The following is a 26051-nucleotide window of genomic DNA, read 5'->3' as shown; positions in this document are numbered from 1 at the left end:
GCCAAATTTTCGAAATATCCATATGGGCAGACCACAAACGGCGACGAAAATAATTGAGGTCAGCCAATACTCCTAAAAACAGAAAAGAATGCCTAATAATACTGCGTAAAGATGAAGAACACCACTTTATTACATCAAACAAAAAGGTTGAATGTGAAAGGTACTTTAGCGTAGAGAAGAGGATTTCCAAAAAAAAAGAGACGTCTAAGCGTCTCTTTTCTATACCTGATGGATTTTATATTATCCAGCAGCAATCGTATTCTTACTGCTTCCTAAATGGTCCTGCAGCGATGGATTTAATATCGGGCAGGTTTTTAGTAGCTCACGGACCGGGTATTTGGCCACAACATCTTCCAAGGCAGCCAAGTGTCGTTCGTGGTGTACATCCGTACCCACAAAATCATACATCCCCGATTTAATCATCGTCAAGGCCGCAGATTTCACTTCAACACCATAATATCGACTGATGGATAACAAGTTGAGCTGTAACATACAACCTGCATCCTTAATCTGCTTATACATGTTAAAGTTATAATGATAATAATTATAACGTTCTGGATGCGCCAAAATAGGTTGATAACCAAGATTTTGAATATCCAAAATTGTTTGAAATAGCGCTTTTGACTCCTGTAAATAAGACATCTCGATCAGCACATAGCCACCAGGCATGACACAAAGTTCATTCGAGTCAATGAGTGCTGTAATTCCATCATCAATCATATGCTCAGCAGCAGCATGAATTTCCGGCAGAGTGGGCCCGCCTTTTAGTCCAGCCATTAACTTATCCTTTGAAGCTTCAATCGTACGAATCGAATTTGGGTGAACGCCATCCATAATATGCGGCGTACAAATAAATTTCTCGAAACCCATTCGTCCAAGTCCTTTCAACAACGTCATTGATTGTTCAATAGATTGACTTCCATCATCTATCCCAGGAAGGATATGGTTGTGCATATCCACCTCCAGAAAGGCCAATTTACCTACTACCTTTACTTTTGAATCTTGAGTTTTGTTTCCAAACAGTTTTGAAAATATCCCCATATCTTGATATATAAATCGTTTAGTTTGTCTTTTTAAATAATTTATTAAATGTCAAAAGTACCACAAACAAGCTAAACAGCCTTAATATTATTTTAACATTATAAAAATATAACCATAATATTACAAAAGACCCCCAAACAATGGTGCAATAAAATTGTTTTGCAAACCTTTTTTTTACTTTTTATTTAATTCTGTTATAATCTGGTCAAGTAAATAACTGAGTGCACCATCGCTTGTTTGTGGTAATGTTGTCGACATTTCAACTTCCGCGCGGTTGCCGACTACTCCTTTCGAGGTAATGGCTGTACTACCATATTGATTAAGTTGCGCCACCGTTGCTTCCCATTGTTTACCTGGTGCAACGCCCATTTCCTTTAACATACCAGGCAACTTCTGCAGATCAATGGCTGCAGACATTTTATTTTGCTTCATCAGTTTTACAAAATCTTTATTGACGGAAGCCACCATCTTATTCTGACGGATATCATTTAAAGACAACGAATCATTACTCACCATGACGAGATCTTCTTTCATAAGAACATACATGGGAAAATCCATGGCTTTCTTTGTCGAAAATGTATAAATACCGTCATGAATCTGTCCAACATGCTTTGAAACAGCCATTTCTAGACCTTTTTTTATCAGTCTTTGATCCTTTGATGTAAACATCCAGATAAATACAGGAAGTGTTTCTTCCTTTGTCTTTTTCACTTCGGTCGCATTGTAATCATCGTCATAGGTATAATCGATATAGTCTTTCTTAAACTTACGAAGACCATTTACAACCACAAGATGATCTCCGGGCATGACCTGGGCAATTGCTTTTTCATCCAGTGCTATTTCAAGAGCCATTAGCCCCCATTCCACAACATCTTGTTGTGGACCAAGTAAACCGCTGTAATATTTTGCCATATAGGCCGGCATCTCTCTCAGATAAGCCTCCGAATTAATATTAACATTGAAAAAACCTAAGCTTTTATCGGTTAAATATTTACTAAACTTCGAATTGGGTTTTCTAGTATACATCCTTTTGGACATTTCAGCAAGCTCCTTATCTAACCCTACAGAGCCTTTTAATTTCAGCACATTTCCCTCTTGCAATAAATCCAATATTCCATCCTGATATCCAGTTTTGAATTTATCCAATTTGATCCCCATGTAATAATAAGGAAGCGAGGTGTATGGTGTAAGACCTCGGTATAGATCCTCTACATGGGGGATGTACAAGCGAATAAGCCCCAGATTCTTTACAACTTTCTGCTGGTCAGCATTTGATAGGGATTTATAACTTCCGGAGAGCAAACGTGTAACCTCGCTTAAAAGCCACTTATCGCGCAGCCCATTACGAATGGAATCATTTTTACGATTTTGATCTTCATACGCTGTATAGAGCGAATCATAATAACTGGGATCATGCATTTCTGCCGCATCGGCCACTGCATCCGCCGCAGCCTCAGCAATATCAACAACTGGAGGCAATGCTTCCGTCGCACCTAATTCGATAGTATCCGGTTCTACTGCAATTGCAACGGGTGGATATTCTGGCACCGCCAATCGCTCATCCGCATCCCAAACCACAGCTGCAGAGTCCATTGCTGCTACCGTCGTATCTGCCCAAGCATCTACATCATCCGCTGGACGCGCTACATAATCAACCTTTTTGATTCCATAACGACTTGCAATGGAATCATTGTCCAAAAAGGTGGTATTCGTCGTCGCTGAAATAAATCGAGCAATCTGATCGTTATAAACCAACATGCTTCCAGCCTTGAGCCCTATGCTCGTATAGCCATTGGAAAATGACTTTGGTTCGCCCGCCTCGTGAAGCAACTTCTCAAATTGTCCTTTATTGTTTAAGGAAAATATAAATTCCGTAAAGCTGACACTGTCGGTCTTTCTGGTATAGAAATAGGCAGTCTGCGATAAATCTACCCCCAAATTTTTAATATCATTATTCGCTGAGATTCCTGATTTTTCAAAAAAACCGGTTTTCTGAAGTAACTCATTGAGCTTATTTGCATTTGCCTTCTGTACAATATCTTTCATATTGAAAGCAGCAACCATTTCAGCATCCCCGGGGATCTGTTTGATCAAGTCCTGCGACTTCACACTTGCCACAAAGGACAAATAGGCTATTCCTGCCAGTATAAATTTTGATTTCATCGTATAAATAATTTTTTCAGTTACACCCTACCTGTCATACAGAGGCGTTTTCAGCTCTAGACAGGTTTCCGGCTTCACCAATGCTATTCGGTTATTTTGTTAATATGATTTTATTTGCCAGACTCGATTTGCCATATACCAAATCCATAAAAGGTAATTTTAGCAATACACCCTTTTTATTTCCGGCAACCTTTGCCAGACTGTTTGCCTGAGACAAAACAGGTTTCTCAAACCGTACAATCTGCGTATAGAATGCATCTGCGAATTGCGTTGTATTGTCGCTCCCCAGCTGATTAAATTTTGCTTTCCAGTCCGCCGAAGCAACAAATTTGCGCTCAAATACATTGCTTTGCGCATGATAATAATAACGGTTCGAATTTGAAATCTTCGTTTTAAAACGATTCGCCAATATATCCGAAAAGGCATTCAACGACTCTATCTGACTAAAATCACAGGAAATGTTGACGATGTAATTGGTAAAATCTGTTTTATATTGCACATTGGAGATGCCCTTCGTCTGCTTGAGCAGCTGAACGGCAGATCGGATCTCTTTTTCCATATCGGCCTGAGAGGGAATCTGAATTCCCTTGATACTTTTCATTTTCATCAAAGAAGATACCTTGGTCTTGCTCTTGCTTAAATTTAATGTCGCTGCAATATGCCCCGATCCATTCGATTTTAAATCGATCTGTTCAACAAAATCAAAACAGCTCGACAAGGTCAATGTCATTAAAAAGGCACAGATGACCGCATAAAATCTCTTCAATTTTCTTTTTGCTTTAAATATCCCGTTCATTACAAGCTGGTAACGATTAATAATTTGTCAAATCAATATATGTTTTGACATTAACAGCAAACATTGTGCTATTTTTTTCTTATTGACAAATTTATTAAAAGCGAGCATGCATTTTACTACCTGATTTCAGGGAAAAATGAAGAAAATCGATGTGAAGTCATTACTCCTTCACAGATGTTATTACTCCCTCACGAAGGAATTAAAACCACTGTCCTTAGCCCATTGAAGCCCATTATAATAGGGATGTATCCACTTATTTAAATCATTTGGAACATAACAAGATAACCCAGAGAACTTTAAAATGGGTTTGCCTAAAAAATTTCTCGTATTCGCATTATAGACGACCAATTTCGAAACAGTGGACCTTATTGCTTCTCCATCAGACGACAACATGTTCTGATTGACAAAATCAAGAAAATCAAAACCTGCTGATAAGGACTTATCATCAAAATCCAACCGTTGCAAGTTATCCCGGTAGATGGTTGTCAGGGGGGACTTAGTCAGCGCAATATGGACGTTATTTGCGAGCTCCGACCAATAGGCATTATTGACCACAGAAATGGTAGCCGACTGATAGGGCCCCGTTAATTGATTATAAAAATTAAAATATGTCGAGGCAGTGGACTTCAGTCCTCTTTCAAGATTAGGATCAACCAGGTGCTGCAACACCAATTCATAAGGCATACTGGTTGATAATACTTCCGCTGGCGAGGCAATCGTGTATTTGGCCTTGTCCCGAAGCTGATACAAGACTTCAACGCTTGCCATAGAACAGGCATCAAACATTAAGAAATCGAGACCGGAAGGAATGATCGTCTGCAGATCTCGCAGCTCCGTTTTATTTCCGCGATCTTCATTAAACGACATTAACTTGACCCCAACATTCGGCAGCCAGTTTGTTGCATGTGACCACAAAACCAGCCCCGATGGACGATTACCAACATACCCTTTCATAGTCTGCAGGATTTGTTTCATTACCTCTGGATTCGCTGAATCTTGATCGCCGTAAGATTTGACGACAGTACTCTTGATTTCTGGACTTTGATCTGCTACAATCTTATAGATTTTGGGCGTAGTACCAGCCAAGGCGGCATATACATAGACATCAGCATCCAATCCGACCATGCCTTCTTCCATGGCATTAAGGCTATTATACGCATCGGAAACCAAATTATTGTTGGCACCAATATAAACCAACACAACACGGCTATCTTGCTCGTTTACAATATCTTTTTTGTCATTGCAACTAGTTAACGGAATAACAAATAACATGCATAATACCACAAATAATCTAAACACCATAGAATTTATCAAAACACAATTAAATCGCAACAAATATACCTAAAAATCAAACTGATACATCAAATAAATATTTAATTGCACAAAAGAACATAAAAGGTTCACATTAATTTAACTTAACTTAAGTATTTTTGTCATTGCTTTATTAACAAACACTAACTATCAATATGATTAACAAGATCATAACTATCCCGAAGCAAAACATATTCCGGATAGCTTACATTATGATTGCATTGCTTACGTTTAATTCCTGTCAGAAAACTGCATCTAGAATTGAACAATCGGCAGTACAATTCAATCCAACAATCGTTGGTCAAATCAACACAAAAGCGACAGGAACATCGTGGGATAAAAATGATGAGATCGGCATATACATGTTCAAATCTGGTCAGCCTCTAGGAGCAGCATCCATCATTGACCAAGTCAAAAATCAGGTATTTACCTTCAATGGTTCACTATTTCAAAGTAGCAACTCAATTTTCTTGCCCAATGAAAAAGTGGATTTTATCGCCTATTATCCTTACAAATCGCTTACTGATTTCCAGTACCCCATTGATGTAACGGACCAATCCAACCCATCAGCTCTAGATCTGATGTACGCCAACAATGCCAAAAACATCGACAAGAGCAACAATACGATACCCCTTTCTTTTGTGCGCCAATTGAGCAAAATCAGCATCAATCTCTCCATTACCAATACTGCCGCACTGGAGGCAAATCAGATTACTGTTAAATTACCAGCAGTAAGCACCCAAGGGGGATTCGACTTAACATCTGGAAAATTGACGGTGAATTCGACTGATAAAAAAGATGTTCAGGGAAAAATAACAGTAAATGCGAATAAAACTGCCTTAATTGAATTTATCCTCCTTCCGGGTGAAGACATCACCGGAAAGGCAATTAAGTTTGTTGCCACTAATGGCGATAGCTATACCTGGACGGCACCACAAAATCAAAACCTAAAGCAACTGATCGCTGGCAACAGATATAGCTTTGACATCAAAATCGATAACGGTAAACCGAGTGGTGGAATCGGTGATTCACAAGCCTATCTGGAAATCCCCAAGATGAACAGTCTCAGCAATGACGAGGTTTTTATACAACATTTTATGCCAGATGCCAGTGACAGTAGAAACTATGCCATGTTGTACGACAAAAAACTAAAAATGGCGTATTGGGTAGCTTATCCATTATACAGCACCATCCTGGGATCAGGCAATCGTACAGATGCATGGGGATATGACCCGCAAGTCTCTACGGCTTTTCAACCTAATCTATTCAAGGGGTTTCAGCCAACAGGTTATGACAGAGGACACCAGTTGCCGAGTGCCGACCGCAACTTAAACACAACTCAAAATAAAACAACGTTTTATTTTACGAACATGACAGCTCAGGTATCACGTCTTAACCAAGGAATTTGGGCAAACCTAGAAACCAAAGTCAGAACATGGACGGCACAATGCGACACCATGTATATTGTAACTGGTGCAATACCTAAAACAAGCACCGAAAACAGCTTAGATTTTGCACAGGACAATGACGGAAAAGATATCGCTAAACCCAAATATTACTTCAAAGCATTAGCCATGAAGAAAGGTTCCGAATATTATACCATTGCCTATAAAATAAACAATGAAACCCCTCCTTCAGGAGTAACCTTCGAAAATTATAGATTAACCGTAAGCGATCTCGAAAAAGCAACTGGCTTCACATTTTTTCCGGATCTAAATGACACTCAAAAAGAAAATATTAACACCTCTATTTGGAAATAATTAATAAACGACTTAGTCATATCAATTCATTTTAATTATGAAAGTAAACCAACTTTTATTCCTAGCGACTGCGGCGGCAGCCGTTACAAGTTCCTGCCAAAAGGCACCTGTTTCAGAACAAGAAATTACCAAAGCGGTAACTTTTTCTTCAACAATCTCCAATCAAGTTACGACTAAAGCAGCTGGTGCAAACTGGGAAAGCAACGATGCTATCGGTGTTTTCATGAAAACCGGCAACGGTTTAAGCAATGCATTGGCAAGCAACAAACAGTATGTAACGACAAGTGGAGACGGAAACTTCAAAGCGAATAGCGCTACAGAAGAAATCTCTTATCCTGCTGATGGTTCCAACGTAGATTTCATTGCCTACTATCCTTATCAAACAACAATTAGCAACAATGTCTACCCAGTCAATGTAAGCGATCAAACGCAACAAAACAAAATCGACTTCATGTATGCTAATAATGTAACTGGTGCCAATAAAAATACAGCAAATGCCCAATTACAATTTAGCCACAAACTAAGTAAAATTGAATTGACGATTGCCGCCGGAACTGGCGTAAGCTCTTTAACTGGTCTTACAGTAAGCTACAATGGATTCAATACAACTGCCAACTTCGACCTAGCAACAGGTACATTAGCAGGAGGAGCCAACCCAGCCGCTATCAAAGCAAAAACAACCGCTGGAACAACGACAACAACAGCAGAAACCATCTTATTACCTGTAGCTAGTGTTGCAGGAGCAAAAGTTGAGTTTAAAATTGGTAATGAGACTTATACCTGGACTTTACCATCATCAACAACTTATGAAGCAGGTAAAAAATACAGCTATAATATCACCTTGCAAGAAGAAGCGGGTAATAATACAGCTGTTGTCGCCTCAGGAAGTATTGTTGATTGGACAGATGTTCCTTCAGGCTCTTATACTATCGGCAAAGATGAAGATAATGGTGGCGGTACAACAGATCCGGTTGAACAAATATTGTACGAGGAAGATTTCGGAACAACCCCATTAAGTAAGGATGAGAAATTTAAAATAGCTGATTTCAAAGGCTGGTCGAATACCACAGTTAAATACTCCGATCAATATACAAAAGCGGATATTAGAACAACTGGGACTATTGTAAACAATCACGTATGGTTACCTACTACAGGTAATTCGGAGCTGGCTATAGAAGGAATTAATACAGAAAAAGCAAGTAAATTAAAAATTTCGTTTGATGTGGCAACTGGAACATCGAAGGATTTCGACCTGCAAAATCTAGCAATCATATTTAACGATCAAACATTCAATCCTGAATCTAAAATAATCCTTGCTGCAGATGCAAATAAATTCATTAATGTAACAGTAGATCTTTCTACTGCAAAGACACTGTCCGCTAACTCAAAATTATCCTTCTTCTCAGATATAACGACCAACAAAGCTGGTCTCCGCATCGATAATATCATATTGAAAGGCCAAAAATAAATACAATAAAACATCTTCAAATGCAACACATTTAAAATGTGTTGCATTTGTCATCTAAATACATTTCACTATTTAACCTCAAGCTATGTATAAAAAATACATACTTTTTGCGCTCTTATCTGCTGCCAGTACACCTATATTTGCCCAAAAGGCCAATGTACAGGGTATTGTACGCAATCAGGTGAGCAAAGAACCTTTTTCCAATGTACGTCTCGTCTTTGAAAAAAATCAAAAAACAGTCGTTACGGATTCCAAAGGTAACTTCAGTCTACCGAAGTTAAATTCAGGAGAGGAAACCATCCTGATCACAGGCGGTAATATCCAAGAGACCAAAATTACCGTCCAGATCCCAGCCTCCGGTCTGCTCAAAATGGAGGACATCTATGTTCTACCAAGTACCGACAACGACAATATGGTGCAGGTGAGCATGGCTGCCGATGATCTATTGGACGATGATAACGAATCTTTTGATCAAAATATCGCGGCCAAGATTATTCTTTCCAATGACGTTTACGTCAACAAAATTGGATATCAGCTGTCTCAATTCCGTTTCCGCCTTCGCGGATACAACAATCGCTACGAACAAAAATACATCAACGGTGTACATTTCAACGACCAGTTGCGTGGTGTCTTCAACTACGCTTCCATCGGAGCTATCAATGATTTGACCCGAAATGGTGACGAAGACAATGCAATGGATGCCTCGACTTTTACATTCGGCTCCATTGGCGGTTCCGAAAATATCAACATGCGCGCAAGCACCTTTGCCAAAGGCGCAAAAGCAACAGCTACCTATACCAACCGCAATTACTATAGCCGCGGCATGCTGAGCTACTCAACAGGACTCATGGATAATGGTTGGGCATTTACAGGATTAATCGGTGGCCGTTATGCCGACAAGGGAAATATTGAAGGTACATTTTACAAGAACTTCTCGTACGCACTGTCCGTCGAAAAACAATTCCAACAAGGCAAACATAGCTTATCCCTAGTCACCTTCGGTTCGCCGGTAGAGCGTGGCCAACAGTCAGGTTCTTTTCAGGAAGCCTATGATCTTCTCGACAACAACCTATACAACCCCAATTGGGGTTACCAAGATGGAAAAATCAGGAATTCGCGCGTAGTAACGGCTTATGACCCTACCGCAATCCTTTCACATATCTGGAAAATCGATCCAAATACAAAACTAACCACGGGTATATCATTGCATTATGGCAAATATGCAAGTACTGCGCTTAACTGGTACAACGGCCCAGATCCAAGACCCGATTATTACCGCAATTTACCAAGCTATTTTACAGATTCCATCACAAATCAGTTCTATACAAACCTATGGCAATCGGCTAAGGTATCGCAGGTCGACTGGGACAACTTATACCTCGTCAATAAGCTTGAGAATAAAATCAATGATGGCGCCGCAATTTATATGCTGGAAAAACGCCATAGCGACCTGCTGGAAAGCAGCTTTAATACAACGCTCAACAAAACGATTAATGAGCATGCTAAACTGACGCTCGGAATTGGTGCCAAAGGTTCGCAGTCACAGCAATATAAAACTGTAGCAGATCTATTGGGTGCCGAATACGTATTGGATATCGATAAGTTCTCCGAACGTGACTTTGGCCAAAACACGGGGCAAAGCCAAAACGACTTACTGAACCCCAACTTTAAAGCGCGTAAAGATGATATTTTTGGCTACCGCTACAACATTAATATCAAATCTGCGAATGCTTGGCTACAAAACGAATACACGTATTCGAACATCGACTTTTTCTACGCGACCCAGCTTTCTTACACGAGTTTTCAACGCGTAGGCTACATGAAAAACGGACGTTTCCCGACCAATTCCTACGGAAAAGGGCAGGAACATCATTTTTTTGATTATGCTTTTAAAGGTGGGATGACCTACAAATTCAATGGCCGTCATTTATTAAATGCCAAGATCAGCTATCAGACCAAAGCGCCTTTGGCCAATGATGCCTATATCTCGCCAAGAGTAAGTGATTTCACATTTGAAGACCTCAAAAGTGCGAAGATATTCTCTACAGATATTAGTTATGTCTTCTCCTTACCGAAACTAAATGGCCGCCTATCGGTATTTCAGACCAACTTTACGGATCTGATCAGCAGACAAAGTTACTACAACGATGCAGCAAGGACCTTTATCAATCATGGTCTAAAAGATATGAATCAGGTCAATAGAGGGGTAGAACTGGGATTGACCTATAAAGTTGACAACAACTGGAGCGTCGATCTTGCCGCAACAAAAGCAGAGTATTATTATAGTAACAATCCAATGGGAGCACAGAACTCAGAGAATGGATTGATCAATAATGAGCGCGAAATGGTGTACCTCAACAACTATTATGTTGGTGGAATGCCACAGACCGCAGGAACTTTAGGTATCCGTTATTTCGTAAACTACTGGTTTTTCGGGGCAAACTTAAATTATGCCGGCGATATGTATCTATCGAAAGCTCCGCTTCGTCAGTTAGCGTCAAACTACAGCACGATTAATCCGTACGATCCGGAACTCGATGGCGCCTATCATATACTGACCGACCAGGAAAAGTTCAAAAATAGCACAACCGTCGACCTATCGATCGGTAAAATCCTTTATCTGAAGAATCGTAAGTCGATGAACTTCAATTTAGCGGTCAATAACGTATTAAACAACAAAAACATCCGAACAGGTGGTTTCGAAAATGCACGTCTGGATATTACGGCACCAAATAAGTTTGCGTCCAAATATTACTATATGCAAGGAATCAATTGTTTTATGAATGTATCCTATAGATTTTAATTTCAACAACGATGAATAAAAAAAATATACAAGCTGTCTATACATCGATGCTCTCGCTCATCTGTATTGGCCTCATCTTATTTACAGGAGCCTGTAAGCGCGATCCAGAAGCCCCCCTATTGACTCAGCCGATCTATGACGGTCCTAATGCAAATACAACCATAGCCGCTTTAAAAGAAAAATATGCAAACATTACCGATCCAAAAGTCATCGACGAAGATCTGGTCATTAAAGCAGTGGTGACCGGAAACGATATTTCGGGTAATATCTACAAACAATTGTACGTCCAGGATGAAACTGGAGCCATCAATCTAGGAGTCGACCAAAATAGCATGTACACAACTTTCCGCGCAGGACAGGAAGTGTATATCAGCTTAAAAGGTCTATCTATGGTGAAATATGGCAGCGAACTGCAGATTGGATTCAGTGGAACCAATGCCAACCGTATTGCATGGGAAATCTTCAAAGAGCATGCAAAAGTCAGCGGATGGCCCAATGCGGCTAATTTAACGCCGTTGGAAGTCGACCTTTCTAAATTAGACGCTTCGATGGTCAACAAATTGGTCATTATTAAAAATGTACGCTTCAACAATGGTGGCATTAACGCCTTCGCGGGTGGAACAGCTACTGTCAGCGAAGTCGTCAAAGATGTCAATGGCAAAACATTGGATGTTCGCAACAGTAACTTCTCCAGCTTTGCTAAAGAGATCCTTCCTAAAGGAAACGGAACACTAGTCGGAATATTAGGTCGTTACAATGGTGGTTGGCAGCTCTTCTTACGTGACAAAACAGATGTTATTGACTTTGATGGAACTGACGCCGGAACAACGCCAACGGACCCAGAAACCGGAGGAACAATCTTCAGCGAAACATTTGGTAACGGTACTTACCCAAGTGGCAACCGTCCAAAAATTGCAGATTTCACCGATTTCGACATGAAAGCTCCAGTGACCTACACCGAAGAAAGCAGTTCCGCCGATATTCGTACAGCAACTGGAATCAGTGCCTCGGTTTGGCTGCCGGCAAACAAAGATATTACACTCAAAATCGCTGGAATACAAACGGCCAACAAAACGGACCTTACATTGAGCTACCAGCTTGTACCTAATATTTACAATGTTGGTGAAGCGACCAACCTCAATGCCATGAAGGTGAAGGTCAACGGCACAACTTATACAATTCCAAGCACGCCAGTAGCAATCAACTCAACAGATGACCGTAATAAATATTACACAATTAGTATTCCAAACATTACACCTGCCGCGACAAGTACCGTCGAATTTATAATGACTGGCGCCGACAATGCTTTTGGATTCCGTTTAGATAATATTAAAATCGTAAGCGCGACTGGCGGAAACGGTTCAGACAATACGATTATCGTTACTAAATAGATAAAAGATGAACTATAAACACATCAGCTGTATTTTACTTCTCCTTTTATTTGCTGCACACCCGAGTTTCGCACAAACCAACCGTCGGGTTTATCCCATCGCATTCTACAATCTGGAGAATCTATACGATGCCGTAAAAGATTCTTCCATCAATGACGATGAGTTTACACCAAAGGGTGCCAACACATGGACGGAAGCAAAATACCAGCAAAAAATAAAAAATATGGCACGAGCAATTCGTGCCATTGGTTCGCCTAGTTCAAGCCTGGGGCCTATTGCTTTAGGAGTAGCCGAAATTGAAAACCGCCGTGTCCTCGAAGATCTGACCAAAGATCCACAACTCAGTGACTTGGGTTTAAAGATTGTACATCACGATTCGCCGGACCGCCGTGGTGTGGATGTTGGATTTCTGTATAACCCAGAATTCTTTACCCCATATCGCGATCAGGCGTATCCCTTTCATTTGCCAGAGAATCCCGGGTTCAAGACACGTGATCAACTATTGATATCCGGAACTGTTGCCGGCGATACTGTGCATATCATTGTCAACCACTGGCCTTCACGCTACGGCAACAAATCTTCCGAATTACGTGAATTTGCCGCCAGCATTACCAAAGGGATATGTGACTCACTATATCGCGAAAATCCCGAAGCGAAGATTATTATCATGGGCGATTTAAATGATGATCCCAAAGATAAAAGTGTCAAGGAAGTATTACAGGCTAAGAAAAATCCACAGGATGTACCTGCTCAGGGCTTGTATAATACCATGTGGAAGTTTTACGATAAGGGAATTGGATCTCTTGGTTATCAAGGACAGTGGAACCTTTTTGATCAAATCATCATCTCAAGACCACTATTGGACAATAAAAACAAAGGCTTACGTTTTGTCAAAGCGGAAATCTTCAATCGGGACTTTTTGGTACAACAGGAAGGCCGCAACAAAGGTTATCCGCACCGAACATTTTCAGGCGGCGTATTTATCAATGGCTACTCTGATCACTTTCCAACGTTGATCTATTTGGTAAAATAATATAAATAAAATCCGATTAACTCTTCTTAAACGGACTTAAAGATAGGAGCTCCTTATATACGAGCTCCTATCTTTTTTTGATCTCCCCAGTCTTCAGGAATCTTTCATTATACACAAAATATAAACTACCATTTAATCTCACGATTATACCATAGATCAAACACAATTTTTACTAGATTTAACACATGAAACTTATCATATTTGATCTGGACGGAACACTACTAGATACATTACAAGACCTCGGAGACAGTTGTAACGCAATTCTACAACAAAACGGTTACCCAACGCATCCAATCGTAGCCTATAAAAAATTTGTAGGCAATGGTGTACAGAAACTTATCGAAAGGGCATTACCCCAAGAAGCACGGACAGCAGAGACGATTACAACCTTACTTGCAGCTTTTAAGACATATTATGAACACATGGCAATATCGCATACCAAACCCTATACAGGAATTATACCGCTGCTCCAAGAACTAAAATCCCTAGGTTACCTCATCTCCGTGGCCTCCAATAAATACCATGAAGCTGTCATCCCACTGATGCAGCAATACTTCCCCGATATCCAATTTGATCTTGTTCTGGGTCATCGTGCTGGACATCCAGCCAAACCCGATCCAGCTATTGTCTTAGACAGCCTCCATACACTGGGCGTCAACAAAGAAAATTGCTTTTATGTCGGCGATTCATCGGTCGATATGGATACGGCCAATAATGCTTCGGTAACAGCCATAGGTGTGACATGGGGTTTTCGCGATGAAGATGAATTAAAGGAACATGGCGCCCAATATATTATCCACAGCCCCCAAGAGCTTCTAGGTATTCTATAACCCTATATATAAAAAAGAAAAGCGGCACTCAAATCAATCGTGATCCAAGTGCCGCTTTTTTTTAAAAAAAAACAAGAGACTACATTTTCGCATCCATCAATTGCTCGCTTTGTGTTTTAGGGTTACCCAATTTCATTTTTATAACAAAAGCTTTATTGGCCACAAATGATGCTGGAAGTACAACATCATAATAGGTATTTTTATCAAGATCCAAACCAATATCAGCATGTTTTAGCACCAAGGACTGTCCATCTTGGAGCAATACTGCCGTTGTTGGGACTGCTGTTGCATTTTTCGGCACTGCAATACGGACAATGTTATTGACAGGTCTATTAAAGACTGTAAGATAAAGGTTATCTTCTTTCTTTGTAAAATACCCCAGTTTAGATGGTGCAAGCCCGGCATGACGAACACCATAAACAGCTTCGCCATTGATTTTGATCCAGTCGCCAATTTCTTTCGCCAGCTTATCCTCTCCCGGATGCATCCGCCCATTTCCATCGGGGCCAAAGTTTAAAACGAAATTACCATTCATCGATACACAATTCATCAAAAGATCGATCAAATCATCGGACGTCTTCGTATAAATACCAGACCAGTCTTTCATATAGCCCCAGCCATTAGGCGGAATCGTCATGACACAGTCCCAATCACGTCCTTCCAACCACTCAAACTCCTTCGGCATTTTCCGTTCCCATCCCTGTTCATAATCCCCCAGCATATCGCCATTCGAATCGAAATGTCGCTTTCCAAATTCATCATTACGGAAACGGCTACCAATGATTAATCCAGGATGTTTCTCGCGGAGTTCCTTTTCAAGTTTATAGGTAAACTCATACGACTGAATCCAGGACTGGTCCCAGGTACCGTCAAACCAAAATCCTTTTATCTGCGGATAGTTCTCAAGAAGCTCCAATAATTGATTACGTGTATATTCCAAAAACTTATTGAATTTTGCCTTTTCTTCTGGTGTAGACGGCGCCTTGCCCATATAGTTTGAATTATTCCATTCTAAGATCGAAAAATACAAAAAGACATCTATCCCTTCGGCTGTATAAGCGTCTACAACCTGCTTGACAATATCTTTTTTATAAGGGCTTTTCTTAATGGTATAATCTGTATATTTTGACGGCCACAAAGCAAATCCATCGTGATGTTTGGTAGTAAAAATCAAATATTTAGCACCCATTTCTTTAGCCTGCTTAGCCCATAGCTTTGCATCAAATCCTTTGGGATTAAATTGCTTGTATAAATTATCATAGGTGTTTTTCCAGTCCTTTGGTGCAGTAGGCCCACTCCAGGTACGAATCCATTCAGAAGCGGCCGCACCTTTTCGAGCACTTACCCCTTCCCACTCATTTCCTGGGATCGCATAGAGTCCCCAGTGGATAAACTGGCCAAAACCATAGCTACGAAAACGTTCCATCGCTTCATCTGTCCGATGCGCAGGTGTTAAAGGACCATATTTTACCTCAATTCTTTGTTCCACTTTTTTACGTGGCCCTGTCCATTGCGCAGAAGCAGTCTTCCCTGCCAACAACGCACTACCGAGAAGCAAGGTAGCCATCAACTTATTATAATTTATCATATTTTTCTACTTGTTTATTCCTACGGTTCTTATTTATTTTTAACTTATTCATGAGCAGATATTCTAAAGCAACAGCACTCCTCACTTCACCACCTAATACTGGACACAAACTCACACTAATTAGGACTATCAATATACTGTTTCTGTGTTTTCTTCAGAACAACGGGCTCAGGATGACTGTCCTGAAATGGATCAAAGTAATAAAGACCCTGTTCGCGGTACAAGGCAAGATGCTTCTTTAACACGGTGACAAATTGTTCAAAATTGCGCTGCTTTCCTGGTGTCCATGCCGCCTCCGCCAAAGCCGCAATCCTTGGAAAGACAAGATAATCCAACCGGTTCATATCTGTCACTGTTTCTGTCCAAAGATTAGCTTGGATACCAAGTATCTGTTTTTTTCGGCTACCTAGGCTGTCTAATTGCTCTCCCGCAAAATTATAAACGTCTTGTAGGGGATTAAACCTTTTGCCCCACTTTCTTCCGTAGCGATGATTTTCCTGCTGCACAAAATCAAAATATAAAGGCAGGCGGGGGGTAAGGATAGCCTGATAGCCTTTTTCCAAAATTCTGTTGAGCTGGGCTGGTTTATCGTGACGCCACCACATCATGACAGTCCTGTCTTTGGCCAGCTTTGCTTCTACCATCTCATCCCAGACAATAACTTTTCCATTTATCCGGGCGACAGAATCTGCCATCCGCCGAATAAAATATTCCTCGACCTCTTTATTGGAATTTAATCCTTCAGCCTTTTTTAAATCCTGAACCTGACGATCGTTATTCCAGGCATCACTGCCAAAAGCAACCTCGTCTCCTCCTAAATGCACGTAAGTCGACGGAAAAAGCACCTTTACTTCGCGCAGGACATGAGTTAAAAATGAATATGTTGTATTTTTTGCTGGGTGGAAAGTAAAATCAGGATGTTTGTCGTTGCCCCCACCCGATAAAAAGGGATAGGCGCGATTTGCGGCAGTCCCATGCCCCGGCATATCAATCTCGGGGATGACCTCAATATTACGTTCGGCAGCATAAGCTATAATCTCACTGATATCATTTTGCGTATAATATTGTGCGCTGGCATAAGGATCAAGGTAATTACCGATACCTCCAATTTGAGTCAACCAAGGATAACGTTGTATGCTTAAACGCCAAGCAGGTTCGTCCGTCAAATGCCAATGAAATTTGTTCAGTTTATAAAACGCCATCCAATCCAACAATGACTTTACTTTTTCCTTTCCAAAAAAGTGTCTCGACTCGTCTAACATAAAACCACGCCATGCAAACTGGGCTTTATCTTTGATATTAACAGCATCTAGCTCACGCTGATCACCTCGTTTCGCTGCAACGGATAGCAATTGATCTAAACTTGCAATTCCATTGACAAGTCCCGATTTATTTGATGCATATATCCGAATACGCATAGGATCTATCTGTAGACGATAAGCTTCCTGTTCAAGTGCTTTATCCAAGACAATTACAATTTGGGCATCTTCGTCACTTGTAGCTACATAGGACGACATTCCAAAATGTCCAAGCAGAAGCTTCTTTAAATACTGTACTGTGGGGTCAAAAAGTGGATCGGCTACGATCCCTATATTACGGCTTAGGTTCAGTTTACCTGTTTGTACCTCGTAATACTGCGGACGAGGGATAATGGCTACCTGTGCCTCCACAAACTGTATCAGCAAGAATAACAAAAGGAATGTACCTGTTACTTTACCTTTCATCTGTTCTATAGTTGTCTTTCTATGCATTAGATTAATTCTATTCTTATAAAGTACTTTTTCTGAATATGTGCTATCGCACATTTTTCAGTTTCGGTTTATGCTATAATTGGTCTACAATAGCAAGTGTAAGCTGTCAATTGAGAACAAAAACCCTTGATATAAACTATTTATATCCGTTTTGTCTGCATTTATCTTACCATACAATGGTAAAGAATTTATTATTTATTACCGTAGTCCAAGTATAGTCAATCGTTTGCGCAAATCTCGAAAACGTTGTAGTGCATGTACACAACAAATCCAATAAAGAAACAAAAACACCTAAATATGATATTTTTAACACCTATAATTAAAAAAAGGATATAGTATTCCTTTTATCGAAAAGCGTCCAATTAGCCATTGTCGTTTTGTTAGCTATATTTGAAGACATAAATACAATATCCTAAGTTAAAACCGTATGATAAAAAAGATATTTTATCCCCTGATCTTGATTGGAATACTACTATTGAACGTACAGGCGCGAACCGTAGTTCCATTTAACACCAGCTGGACTTTCAAAAAAGGGCCTTTTTCGACATCGTCATTAGATTACAACCAACTGTTTGAAGGGAAATGGCAGCTTGTCAATTTACCCCATACCTGGAATGCAAACGACATGCAGACCAAAGAGATCAAGTCCGGTAGTTTAGGAAAAAATGAGCGTTTTTATACCGGCGATGCTTATTACCGTAAATCATTTGTGCCCGAAACAGCCTGGAAAGGCAAGCGTATTTTTATTCGATTTGAAGGCGTCAATACCAATACAGAAGTTTACGTAAACAATCAACCTTTAACAGCCAAAGAAGGAAAAAACGACCTTACCTACGATAACACGCAGCGCAACGGCAGTTACAATTTCGTTGGCCGGCACCAGGGGGGTTATTCGGCCTTTGTTTTTGAACTGACCAGTATGCTCCAATTTGGAAAAGAAAATGAGATTTTAGTCAAGGTAAACAATGAAGCCACTCCGCAAGTCATTCCTGTTAACCATACCCTTTTTCCCATGTATGGTGGCATCTATAGACCGGTTGAGCTTATCGTAACAGATGATATCAATATTGCGGTGAATGATTTTGCATCCAAAGGAATCTTTATCACACAAAAAAATGTATCTAGGAAAATAGCCGACGTCGCCGTAAAAATAAAAATAGACAACAAGTCCGGGAAGAAACAACCGATTGAATTATTGACAACGATTTTCGAAAAAGACGGATCGATTAAAGCCAAGCAAAGCACACCGTACACGTTGCTGCCTCAGGGCCGTCAGATGGTTACGCAACAGATCCCGGTCAAAAACCCACATTTATGGCAAGGTTTAGATGATCCATATCTCTATAAGGTAGTCACACAGATCAAAAAGGACGGCCAGATTGTTGATGAGGTGACAGCGCCGCTTGGCCTACGCAAATTTGAGCTACGCACAGGAGAAGGATTTTTTCTGAATGACATTAAATACCCCTTATATGGTGTCTGCCGTCATCAGGACCGCCTAGGAAAAGGATCCGCCCTGAGCAATGCAGACCACGACGAGGACCTTGCCATTATCAAAGAAATGGGGGCAACATCGATCCGATTGGCACACTATCAGCAATCTGAATATTTCTATTCAAAATGCGACAGTATGGGATTAGTGATCTGGGCTGAAATTCCATTTGTTAACCGCGTAACAACATTTGAAGAGAATAATGCGCAGCAGCAACTGAAAGAATTGATTCGGCAAAACTTCAATCACCCTTCGATTTATATCTGGGGAATGCACAACGAAGTGTATACACCTACAGTCTACACCGTTGATCTCACCACAAAATTAAATGATCTCGCCAAGTCCGAAGACCCGGATCGATATACCGTTTCCGTCAGCGGTTATAATGTCATCGACCACCCAGTCAACAACAATGCAGACGTACAGGGCATCAACCATTATTTTGGATGGTACAATGGCGAACTGGAAGATAAATCAGCCAAAGAGGACGATGTCTCCTCCTGGGCAAAACGTATTAGTGAAGAATTTAAAGATTACCGAATTATATTTTCGGAATATGGTGCCGAGGCGATTCCCGAAGACCAAGCAGAAGAAGTTGGTAATTTTGGCAATCAATGGAGCAACCCAGCATTTTTCCCCGAAGAATATGCAACCAAATTTCATGAGGTCCATTGGGGAGTAATCGCTAAAAGTCCGATTTTCTTGGGCTCTTATGTTTGGAATACCTTTGATTTTGCCACGCCAATCACTGCACTTAATGTCAATCCCCGAAATTATAAAGGATTGGTGTCTTTTGACCGTAAACTGAAGAAGGATGGTTTTTATTGGTACAAAGCTAACTGGAGCAAAGAACCTGTATTGTATATTACACAACGCCGTATGGTCAATAGAGGAAATGAAATCACGGCTGTTACAGTTTATTCCAACAGAGGAGAGCCTACATTGACAGTTAATGGACAGCTTATCAAAGGCGCAAAAATTGGCCAGACCAATGTACATTACATCTTCGAAAATGTGAAGCTAAAATTGGGTAAAAATACAGTGGAAGCGAAAATAAGTCCGAAAGATGGCAAGGCATTAACCGACAATATTGAATGGAACTATGACCCGGCATATAAACAGGGACCATCAGGACCAACAAAATCAAAAACAGAACACGTCGGTCTGTAGTTGACCGACAAAAGCCAGGTGTTTACCGAGATTGTTTCGAGATTGGCCTAATGAGCGTGGTCAGTGCGCTATTTCCGCCCTATCTTTGAGTCATCAAATAAGAAATAAAAAAAAATTAAAAAATAAACATCATGGCAACTAAAACAACATTCAGCATCAACAGTAAAACAATTACTAAAGTTTTTCAGGATCTTTTCGATTCGTTCAAAAGCTCCCGTTTAAAAGTTTCATCCAAGAATGGACAAGAATACTTAAATATCTCCCTGTTATTAGCTGTAATCATCGGAATTATTTTTCCGGTCGCTTTCATTGCATTGATTATACTAAGTCTGGTTGCACCTATTGAAATTGCAATCCTTCAAGAAGTGAAAGAAGAGGAGACAAATCCAAAGATGATTGAGCTCAAATAAGGAAAAATAAAATACACTTATAAAAAAGGGGGATGGTCCATCTGGACTATCCCCCTTTTATGTATCGGCCGAACGAAATACCTTATTCCATTTCGATCTTATCAAATGGTTTAACAGGCGACAGATTAAAGGTAAAGTTCCCTTTTGAATCCACGCCGCCAGCCCCTCTGACCCGGGCTTTGATTTCGTATTTCGATATCGGATTATAATCTGTTACGGTAAAATTATAATAAAAAGGTTTAATCTTATTGGTGCCCCTAAATTTATCCGCTAGTGCATGGTGCCCATCCTCAGCAATCACATGTCCATCCTGCAGTAACGCAACAGCATCAATCTCCAGGAAATTCTTGCCTTCGACAAAAAAGAATCCAGCCTGTGCTCTTCCATTATCGTAAATTTTCTTCGTCACATCAAAATTCAGAAAGCCATATTCTTCCTTGATATCATGAGGTCCCCATGATCCCGAAATATATCCGCCAGGACGATAATAATCGATACGCATAGAATCCAATCTTGGAAGATTCGCATCCAATCGTTGACTGAATTCTGTATAATCCTTCGTTGATTTAGATGACCATCCAATTTCAGCTACAGCAAGTAATCTTGGGAAATTCTGCACGTTTAGGTCTTTAATATCCTGCGCCAAGGCGGTCCACATATTTCCCTGAACACCGAGTACAAGCTGATCCTCGGCCGGACTAAGCCCCGCAGAAGGGTCAAATTCATACACTCTTTTCAAAGAATTTATTTGAGGATAGGCCAAGTCAGTCATTGTCCCATCGTTACGATCCGCCTGCGTAATATCAAAATAGAGATGAGAGGCAGGGGTGGCCACCGCTTTAAACCCATCTTTAGTTGCCTCTTTGATCGCTTCCTCGCCAAGCCAACTCATAATCGCCGTACTTTTTGGTAAATTTTCAGCATCTGCTAAGATATCGTTCCATCCTATCGGCTTCTTACCTTTCTGAACAATGATCGCGGAAACACGCTTTACAAAATAACTCTGCAGCGCTTTGACATCCTTGATATGCTGCTGCTTCATAAAATCTTGCACATGGGCCTCTTTTTCCCATAGATCATGCCGAACCTCGTCCCCGCCAAAATGGATATAACTACCCGGGAAGAGACTGGCAATCTCGGAAAAGACATTATCTAAGAATTCATACGTAAACTCTTTTGTTGGGTCCAATGTATTGGGCGTAAATTGATTCCCCCAATAGCCCCAGGATGACACAAAAGGGAAAATATGATTAGGATATGAATTTTTGTTGACGCCAAGTTCAGGATAGGCCAATATGGTCGGCCAAGAGTGTCCCGGAACATCGATCTCTGGTACGATGGTAATATTACGTTCTCGCGCATACTGAACAACCTCCTTGATTTGCTCCTGTGTATAAAATCCACTGCGTTCTGCAGGCTGCTTTTCTGTCCGGTGAAAAACCGTCGCATTTTCCATTGTCAACTTTGGATATTTCTTTATCTCGATACGCCAGCCCTGGTCATCCGTCAAATGCCAATGGAACGTATTCATTTTGTATAAAGCCATCACATCCAAATACTTTTTTACCGTATTGACATCAAAGAATGTCCGGCTTACATCTTTCATATAACCGCGCCAATGGTAGCGGGGGTAATCTCTGATTTTTACCGCTGGAATATTCCAGGTCATTTCTTTAGTTGGGTTACTAGCCTCAAAAGCTGTCGGCAAAAGTTGTCGTAGTGACTGCGCCGCATTGAAAAGACCTTGTGGAGTTTTCGCTGTCATGACCACTCCTCTATTTGAAATTTCAAGCTGATAGCCTTCATCATTTGGGATAGCAAGCTTAGCGTCCAATCTAAATTCAATACTATTGTTAGCCTGCTTCTTTACTGTCAGGGGATAATGAGTTACCTTTCTCAGTTGCTCTACAAACAAAGAGACATCTTTCAGATCGCAATTTTTAAAGCTTAATGTCGTTTGTTCATTTAATTGAAACTGACCCGTTCCCAAACTAACTTCCTGAGGTTTCGGGATAATATCAATGCCAGCCTGTGCCTGTAGCCCCCGTACAAAGAGAAGAGACAAAGCAGCCGAAAAAAAGATTTTTTTCATTAAAATTTAAGTTTTTATTTCTAAATAAATGAAACTCAAAAAGACCATTTAAAGGTTTATCTGTGCAAAATAAAAAATAAAACAGGTTCTTACGGCATCAACTTTCAATCAAACGATTGTGTAAGATTTTCAAAAAGTAGCTCCTTGTCTACATGGCAACCAAGCGGATATCATTTTTTAGTCTTAAATTTGATTTCCAGACAAAATAAATTGGCTATAGTTAACTTATTGGGGTGAAAGAAGAATATCGTGAAAAACAGTAGAAAACTATTTATTATCAGGACAATTTTAATTGCCTTCCTGATTCTTTCTTTGGTTTATATCGGTTCGATATTTACCTATCAATATATTGAATACCAAAAGACCGAAGCTCGTTTAAATAAAGCTTACAGTTCTAAGAACCAACTGACTGATCTTTTTTATGAACTCTTCTCGTCCTACAATTCGGCGGGAAATGCTTTCCGATCCTATACAGTTGACTTCAGTGCAGAAAATCTAAAAAATTATAGCAATAGTTTAGATACCCTACGGTTTTATATTGACTCATTATCCACGTTATCTTCCAAAAAAGGACTTACATTCTCGACGAATACTTCCTTAGAACAAAATATCTCCCTTTCAGAGGAGTTTGCCCACATTAAACAATCTGTTGACAACATGATTTTTCTAGCCAAAGACTCGCTGTCACTCTTAACCAAAACGAATAGAAGCATCCGCCCAGGCAATAATCGGATATTGGCAGATTCTGTTGTCAATAAAATATTACGTGATACGGCACTTAATGTAAGTAAGAAGGATACCATTATACGAAAAAAAGAAAAACTCTTCACGCGTATTTTCAAGGCCAAGAACGATACCTTGGTCGCAGATAGGCTTGAACAGAATTTCAACGTCAATCAAATTAAGGCGATACATAGTCAGATCGAAAGTTTGATCGAACAGAACGAAGTATTTCACCGACAAGATTTTAGTAAAATTCGTCGTTCATTTGCTGAGCTCCAACAAAAGGAAAGACAGCTTCTACAATCTAACTACGCTCTATTCAGTACAATCAGTACAGCCTTGCTTCGTATTAAGAGCCATGAAGATGAGACACTGCGGTCAGCTGAAATACAAGACTTTAAACTCTATAGGGAAAACTCTTCCATATTTGGAAAACAGGTCATCGCTTCCATTATCCTCATGATTATTATGGTAACCCTCCTGTTGTCCTATCATTACAATACGCTCGTTTATGAGCGCAAACTTACGGCTGTCAGAGATTATGCATTGCAAACAGCGAAGGAGAAGGCCAGTGTATTAGCCAATGTGAGTCATGACGTACGCACACCGGTCAATTCTTTGGTCAGTGTTATCGACTTGCTGAAGAGCAATACAGCAAATAATAGCGTCAATCCCGCTCTATTAGACGCTATAACACAAGATATCCATGTGATCAATGAAACCGTTGAAGATATTCTGAATCTCGGTAAACTAGAATCCGGTACACTAGAAATTAAGGCTGAATATTTTTCGCCAACCCAATTGCTCGTGAATCTCATTAAAATGCAACAGGCTCAGGCAGACAAAAAAGGGTTAAAACTCATCAGTTCTCTTGCTATCGATACAGACATCCTCATCAAAAGCGGAACATATCGTGTACGTCAGATTGTTTCCAATCTGCTGAGCAATGCGATTAAATATACCGATAAAGGACAGATAGAGGTAAGAGCCTTTATCAGCAGAGATCACGGTCCTAAATTACATGTACTGGTTAACGATACAGGAAAAGGTATTTCGGCAAAAGATCAAGAGCATATTTTCGAACAATATTATATGACCGATCAGAAATCCAGGAATAGTTTCGGATTGGGATTACATATTTCCAAGCTCATGGCCGAACAACTCAACGGAACGTTAAGTGTAAGCAGTCAACAAGGCAAAGGATCAACCTTTACATTAGTCGTTCCATTCACAGAAGAAAAGAAAAACAGAAAACAAATCACAAGTTTGGACCAACTTTCAAAGGGGCTTCGCTTTGTGGTTATTGATGATAATCCAATCAATAATCTATTCGTTAAGCAAGCATTGCAGCACTTCGAGGATGTAAGAATCTATCAGGATTCATCAGCGGCAATTGCCTATCTAAAAGGAAATAGAACGGATATTATTATCACCGATCTCAAAATGTATGGACCTACTGGCTGGGACATTTTAAATACCGTCAAAGACAGCAATATTGCACACGGGTGGGATAGCAAAGTAATTGCTTTGACATCAGATGAATCCCAAGTCGCAATGCAAGCTCCGGAAGGACAGTTACATCAATTCGATGGAGTATTGACCAAACCTCTGGACAAAGCTATCCTTGCTCAGCTTATCGCAAGAATTTCGTAAGCTAAGCAGGGTTACTCTTCATCATGTCTGCTCGTGGTACTCAAGTAAGCATAATACTCCAGAATATCTTAGTAAAAAACCGACTGGTGCAATCAACATTCTCTGAAATAGGCTACTCCCTTCTCCGGGTAACTTTGGTTTTATAACTTATAGCCCATTGCCTTCTAATTAGGCAAATTCACAAACCTGATTCAGATACTCGTTATAGACAGCAGACACAGGGATAGGGGCTTCTTGCAATCGCCCCATAGCATTCAATATTCAGGATGGTAAATAGAAGCGGCATACCTTTATCCACGAATCATGCAGTGGTTGCGAGTATACATATATCAGGGGTACGTTTAGTCCAGGCGAGATAGTGTTAAGGGATCAGCGGAGGTAAAGGAGGTTCAGCAACATTTTCAACTGTTCTGATCATGCCGCGATCCGATTATCCAGAATTCATCCTGCAGCTTGCGGCTATCAATAAGGGAGCATTTGGTTTAAGGGCTACTGGTGATGCACCATACCACTGTGGGGCAGCGACAGTTGCAGGGTAGCGACGGTTGCGGAACGGCTGCCGATGGACCGGGCTCA

General features: G+C 40.4%; 16 protein-coding genes. 9 read left to right on the top strand and 7 right to left on the bottom strand.

Annotated elements, in window-relative coordinates:
• Positions 1-240 precede the first annotated feature (240 nt).
• The 4 genes from B3C94_RS10115 to B3C94_RS10100 all read right to left on the bottom strand — a co-directional run bounded on the left by B3C94_RS10115 (position 241) and on the right by B3C94_RS10100 (position 5302).
• A complete protein-coding gene (locus B3C94_RS10115) occupies positions 241-1041 on the bottom strand; it encodes a tyrosine-protein phosphatase (RefSeq protein WP_293902944.1) in 801 nt (266 codons plus the stop codon).
• Positions 1042-1215: 174 nt separating this feature from the next.
• Complete coding sequence (locus B3C94_RS10110; RefSeq protein ID WP_293902941.1) at positions 1216-3204, bottom strand: DUF4836 family protein; 1989 nt, start codon at positions 3202-3204, stop codon at positions 1216-1218.
• Positions 3205-3295: 91 nt separating this feature from the next.
• Complete coding sequence (locus tag B3C94_RS10105; protein WP_293902938.1) at positions 3296-3970, bottom strand: hypothetical protein; 675 nt, start codon at positions 3968-3970, stop codon at positions 3296-3298.
• Positions 3971-4180: 210 nt separating this feature from the next.
• Positions 4181-5302, bottom strand: a complete 1122-nt coding sequence (locus B3C94_RS10100) for a clostripain-related cysteine peptidase (RefSeq protein ID WP_293902935.1) — start codon at positions 5300-5302, stop codon at positions 4181-4183.
• Positions 5303-5466: 164 nt separating this feature from the next.
• Here B3C94_RS10100 and B3C94_RS10095 point away from each other — a divergent pair, with 164 nt between their 5' ends.
• The 6 genes from B3C94_RS10095 to B3C94_RS10070 all read left to right on the top strand — a co-directional run bounded on the left by B3C94_RS10095 (position 5467) and on the right by B3C94_RS10070 (position 14596).
• Positions 5467-7071 carry a fimbrillin family protein gene (locus B3C94_RS10095; protein ID WP_293902932.1) on the top strand — a complete coding sequence of 535 codons (1605 nt, stop codon included), beginning with the start codon at positions 5467-5469 and terminating at the stop codon, positions 7069-7071.
• 37 nt (positions 7072-7108) lie between these two features.
• Positions 7109-8539 (top strand): fimbrillin family protein, encoded by a 1431-nt coding sequence (locus B3C94_RS10090; protein WP_293902929.1) that lies wholly within the window; start codon positions 7109-7111, stop codon positions 8537-8539.
• An 85-nt stretch (positions 8540-8624) separates the two neighbouring features.
• Positions 8625-11342: a TonB-dependent receptor gene (locus B3C94_RS10085; RefSeq protein ID WP_293902926.1), complete on the top strand. Its 2718-nt coding sequence runs from the start codon at positions 8625-8627 to the stop codon at positions 11340-11342.
• 11 nt (positions 11343-11353) lie between these two features.
• On the top strand, positions 11354-12733 hold the full coding sequence (locus tag B3C94_RS10080; protein ID WP_293902923.1) for a DUF5689 domain-containing protein: 1380 nt from the start codon (positions 11354-11356) through the stop codon (positions 12731-12733).
• 7 nt (positions 12734-12740) lie between these two features.
• Positions 12741-13766, top strand: coding sequence for an endonuclease/exonuclease/phosphatase family protein (locus B3C94_RS10075; protein ID WP_293902920.1), 1026 nt, complete (start codon positions 12741-12743; stop codon positions 13764-13766).
• Between the two features lie 185 nt (positions 13767-13951).
• Positions 13952-14596, top strand: coding sequence for an HAD family hydrolase (locus tag B3C94_RS10070; protein ID WP_293902918.1), 645 nt, complete (start codon positions 13952-13954; stop codon positions 14594-14596).
• 79 nt (positions 14597-14675) lie between these two features.
• On the opposite strand, the gene B3C94_RS10065 is transcribed toward B3C94_RS10070, so the two are convergent.
• Together B3C94_RS10065 and B3C94_RS10060 are read right to left on the bottom strand one after the other, a co-directional pair.
• On the bottom strand, positions 14676-16184 hold the full coding sequence (locus B3C94_RS10065) for an alpha-L-fucosidase (protein WP_293902915.1): 1509 nt from the start codon (positions 16182-16184) through the stop codon (positions 14676-14678).
• Between the two features lie 116 nt (positions 16185-16300).
• On the bottom strand, positions 16301-17935 hold the full coding sequence (locus B3C94_RS10060; RefSeq protein ID WP_293902912.1) for a beta-N-acetylhexosaminidase: 1635 nt from the start codon (positions 17933-17935) through the stop codon (positions 16301-16303).
• A gap of 427 nt (positions 17936-18362) precedes the next feature.
• Between B3C94_RS10060 and B3C94_RS10055 the strand changes: the two genes are divergently transcribed.
• Positions 18363-20597, top strand: coding sequence for a glycoside hydrolase family 2 protein (locus B3C94_RS10055; RefSeq protein ID WP_293902909.1), 2235 nt, complete (start codon positions 18363-18365; stop codon positions 20595-20597).
• 131 nt (positions 20598-20728) lie between these two features.
• Positions 20729-21007, top strand: coding sequence for a DUF4342 domain-containing protein (locus tag B3C94_RS10050; RefSeq protein WP_293902906.1), 279 nt, complete (start codon positions 20729-20731; stop codon positions 21005-21007).
• An 82-nt stretch (positions 21008-21089) separates the two neighbouring features.
• Here B3C94_RS10050 and B3C94_RS10045 read toward each other — a convergent pair whose 3' ends face one another.
• On the bottom strand, positions 21090-23099 hold the full coding sequence (locus tag B3C94_RS10045; RefSeq protein WP_293902903.1) for a beta-N-acetylhexosaminidase: 2010 nt from the start codon (positions 23097-23099) through the stop codon (positions 21090-21092).
• Positions 23100-23348: 249 nt separating this feature from the next.
• Here B3C94_RS10045 and B3C94_RS10040 point away from each other — a divergent pair, with 249 nt between their 5' ends.
• Entirely contained in the window at positions 23349-25475 is a 2127-nt protein-coding gene (locus B3C94_RS10040; protein WP_293902901.1) for an ATP-binding response regulator, read from the top strand.
• Positions 25476-26051 lie beyond the last annotated feature (576 nt).

The sequence above is a fragment of the Sphingobacterium sp. UBA5670 genome, from assembly GCF_002420705.1.
Classification (GTDB): domain Bacteria; phylum Bacteroidota; class Bacteroidia; order Sphingobacteriales; family Sphingobacteriaceae; genus Sphingobacterium.
This window is presented reverse-complemented; position numbering and strand designations above follow the sequence as displayed.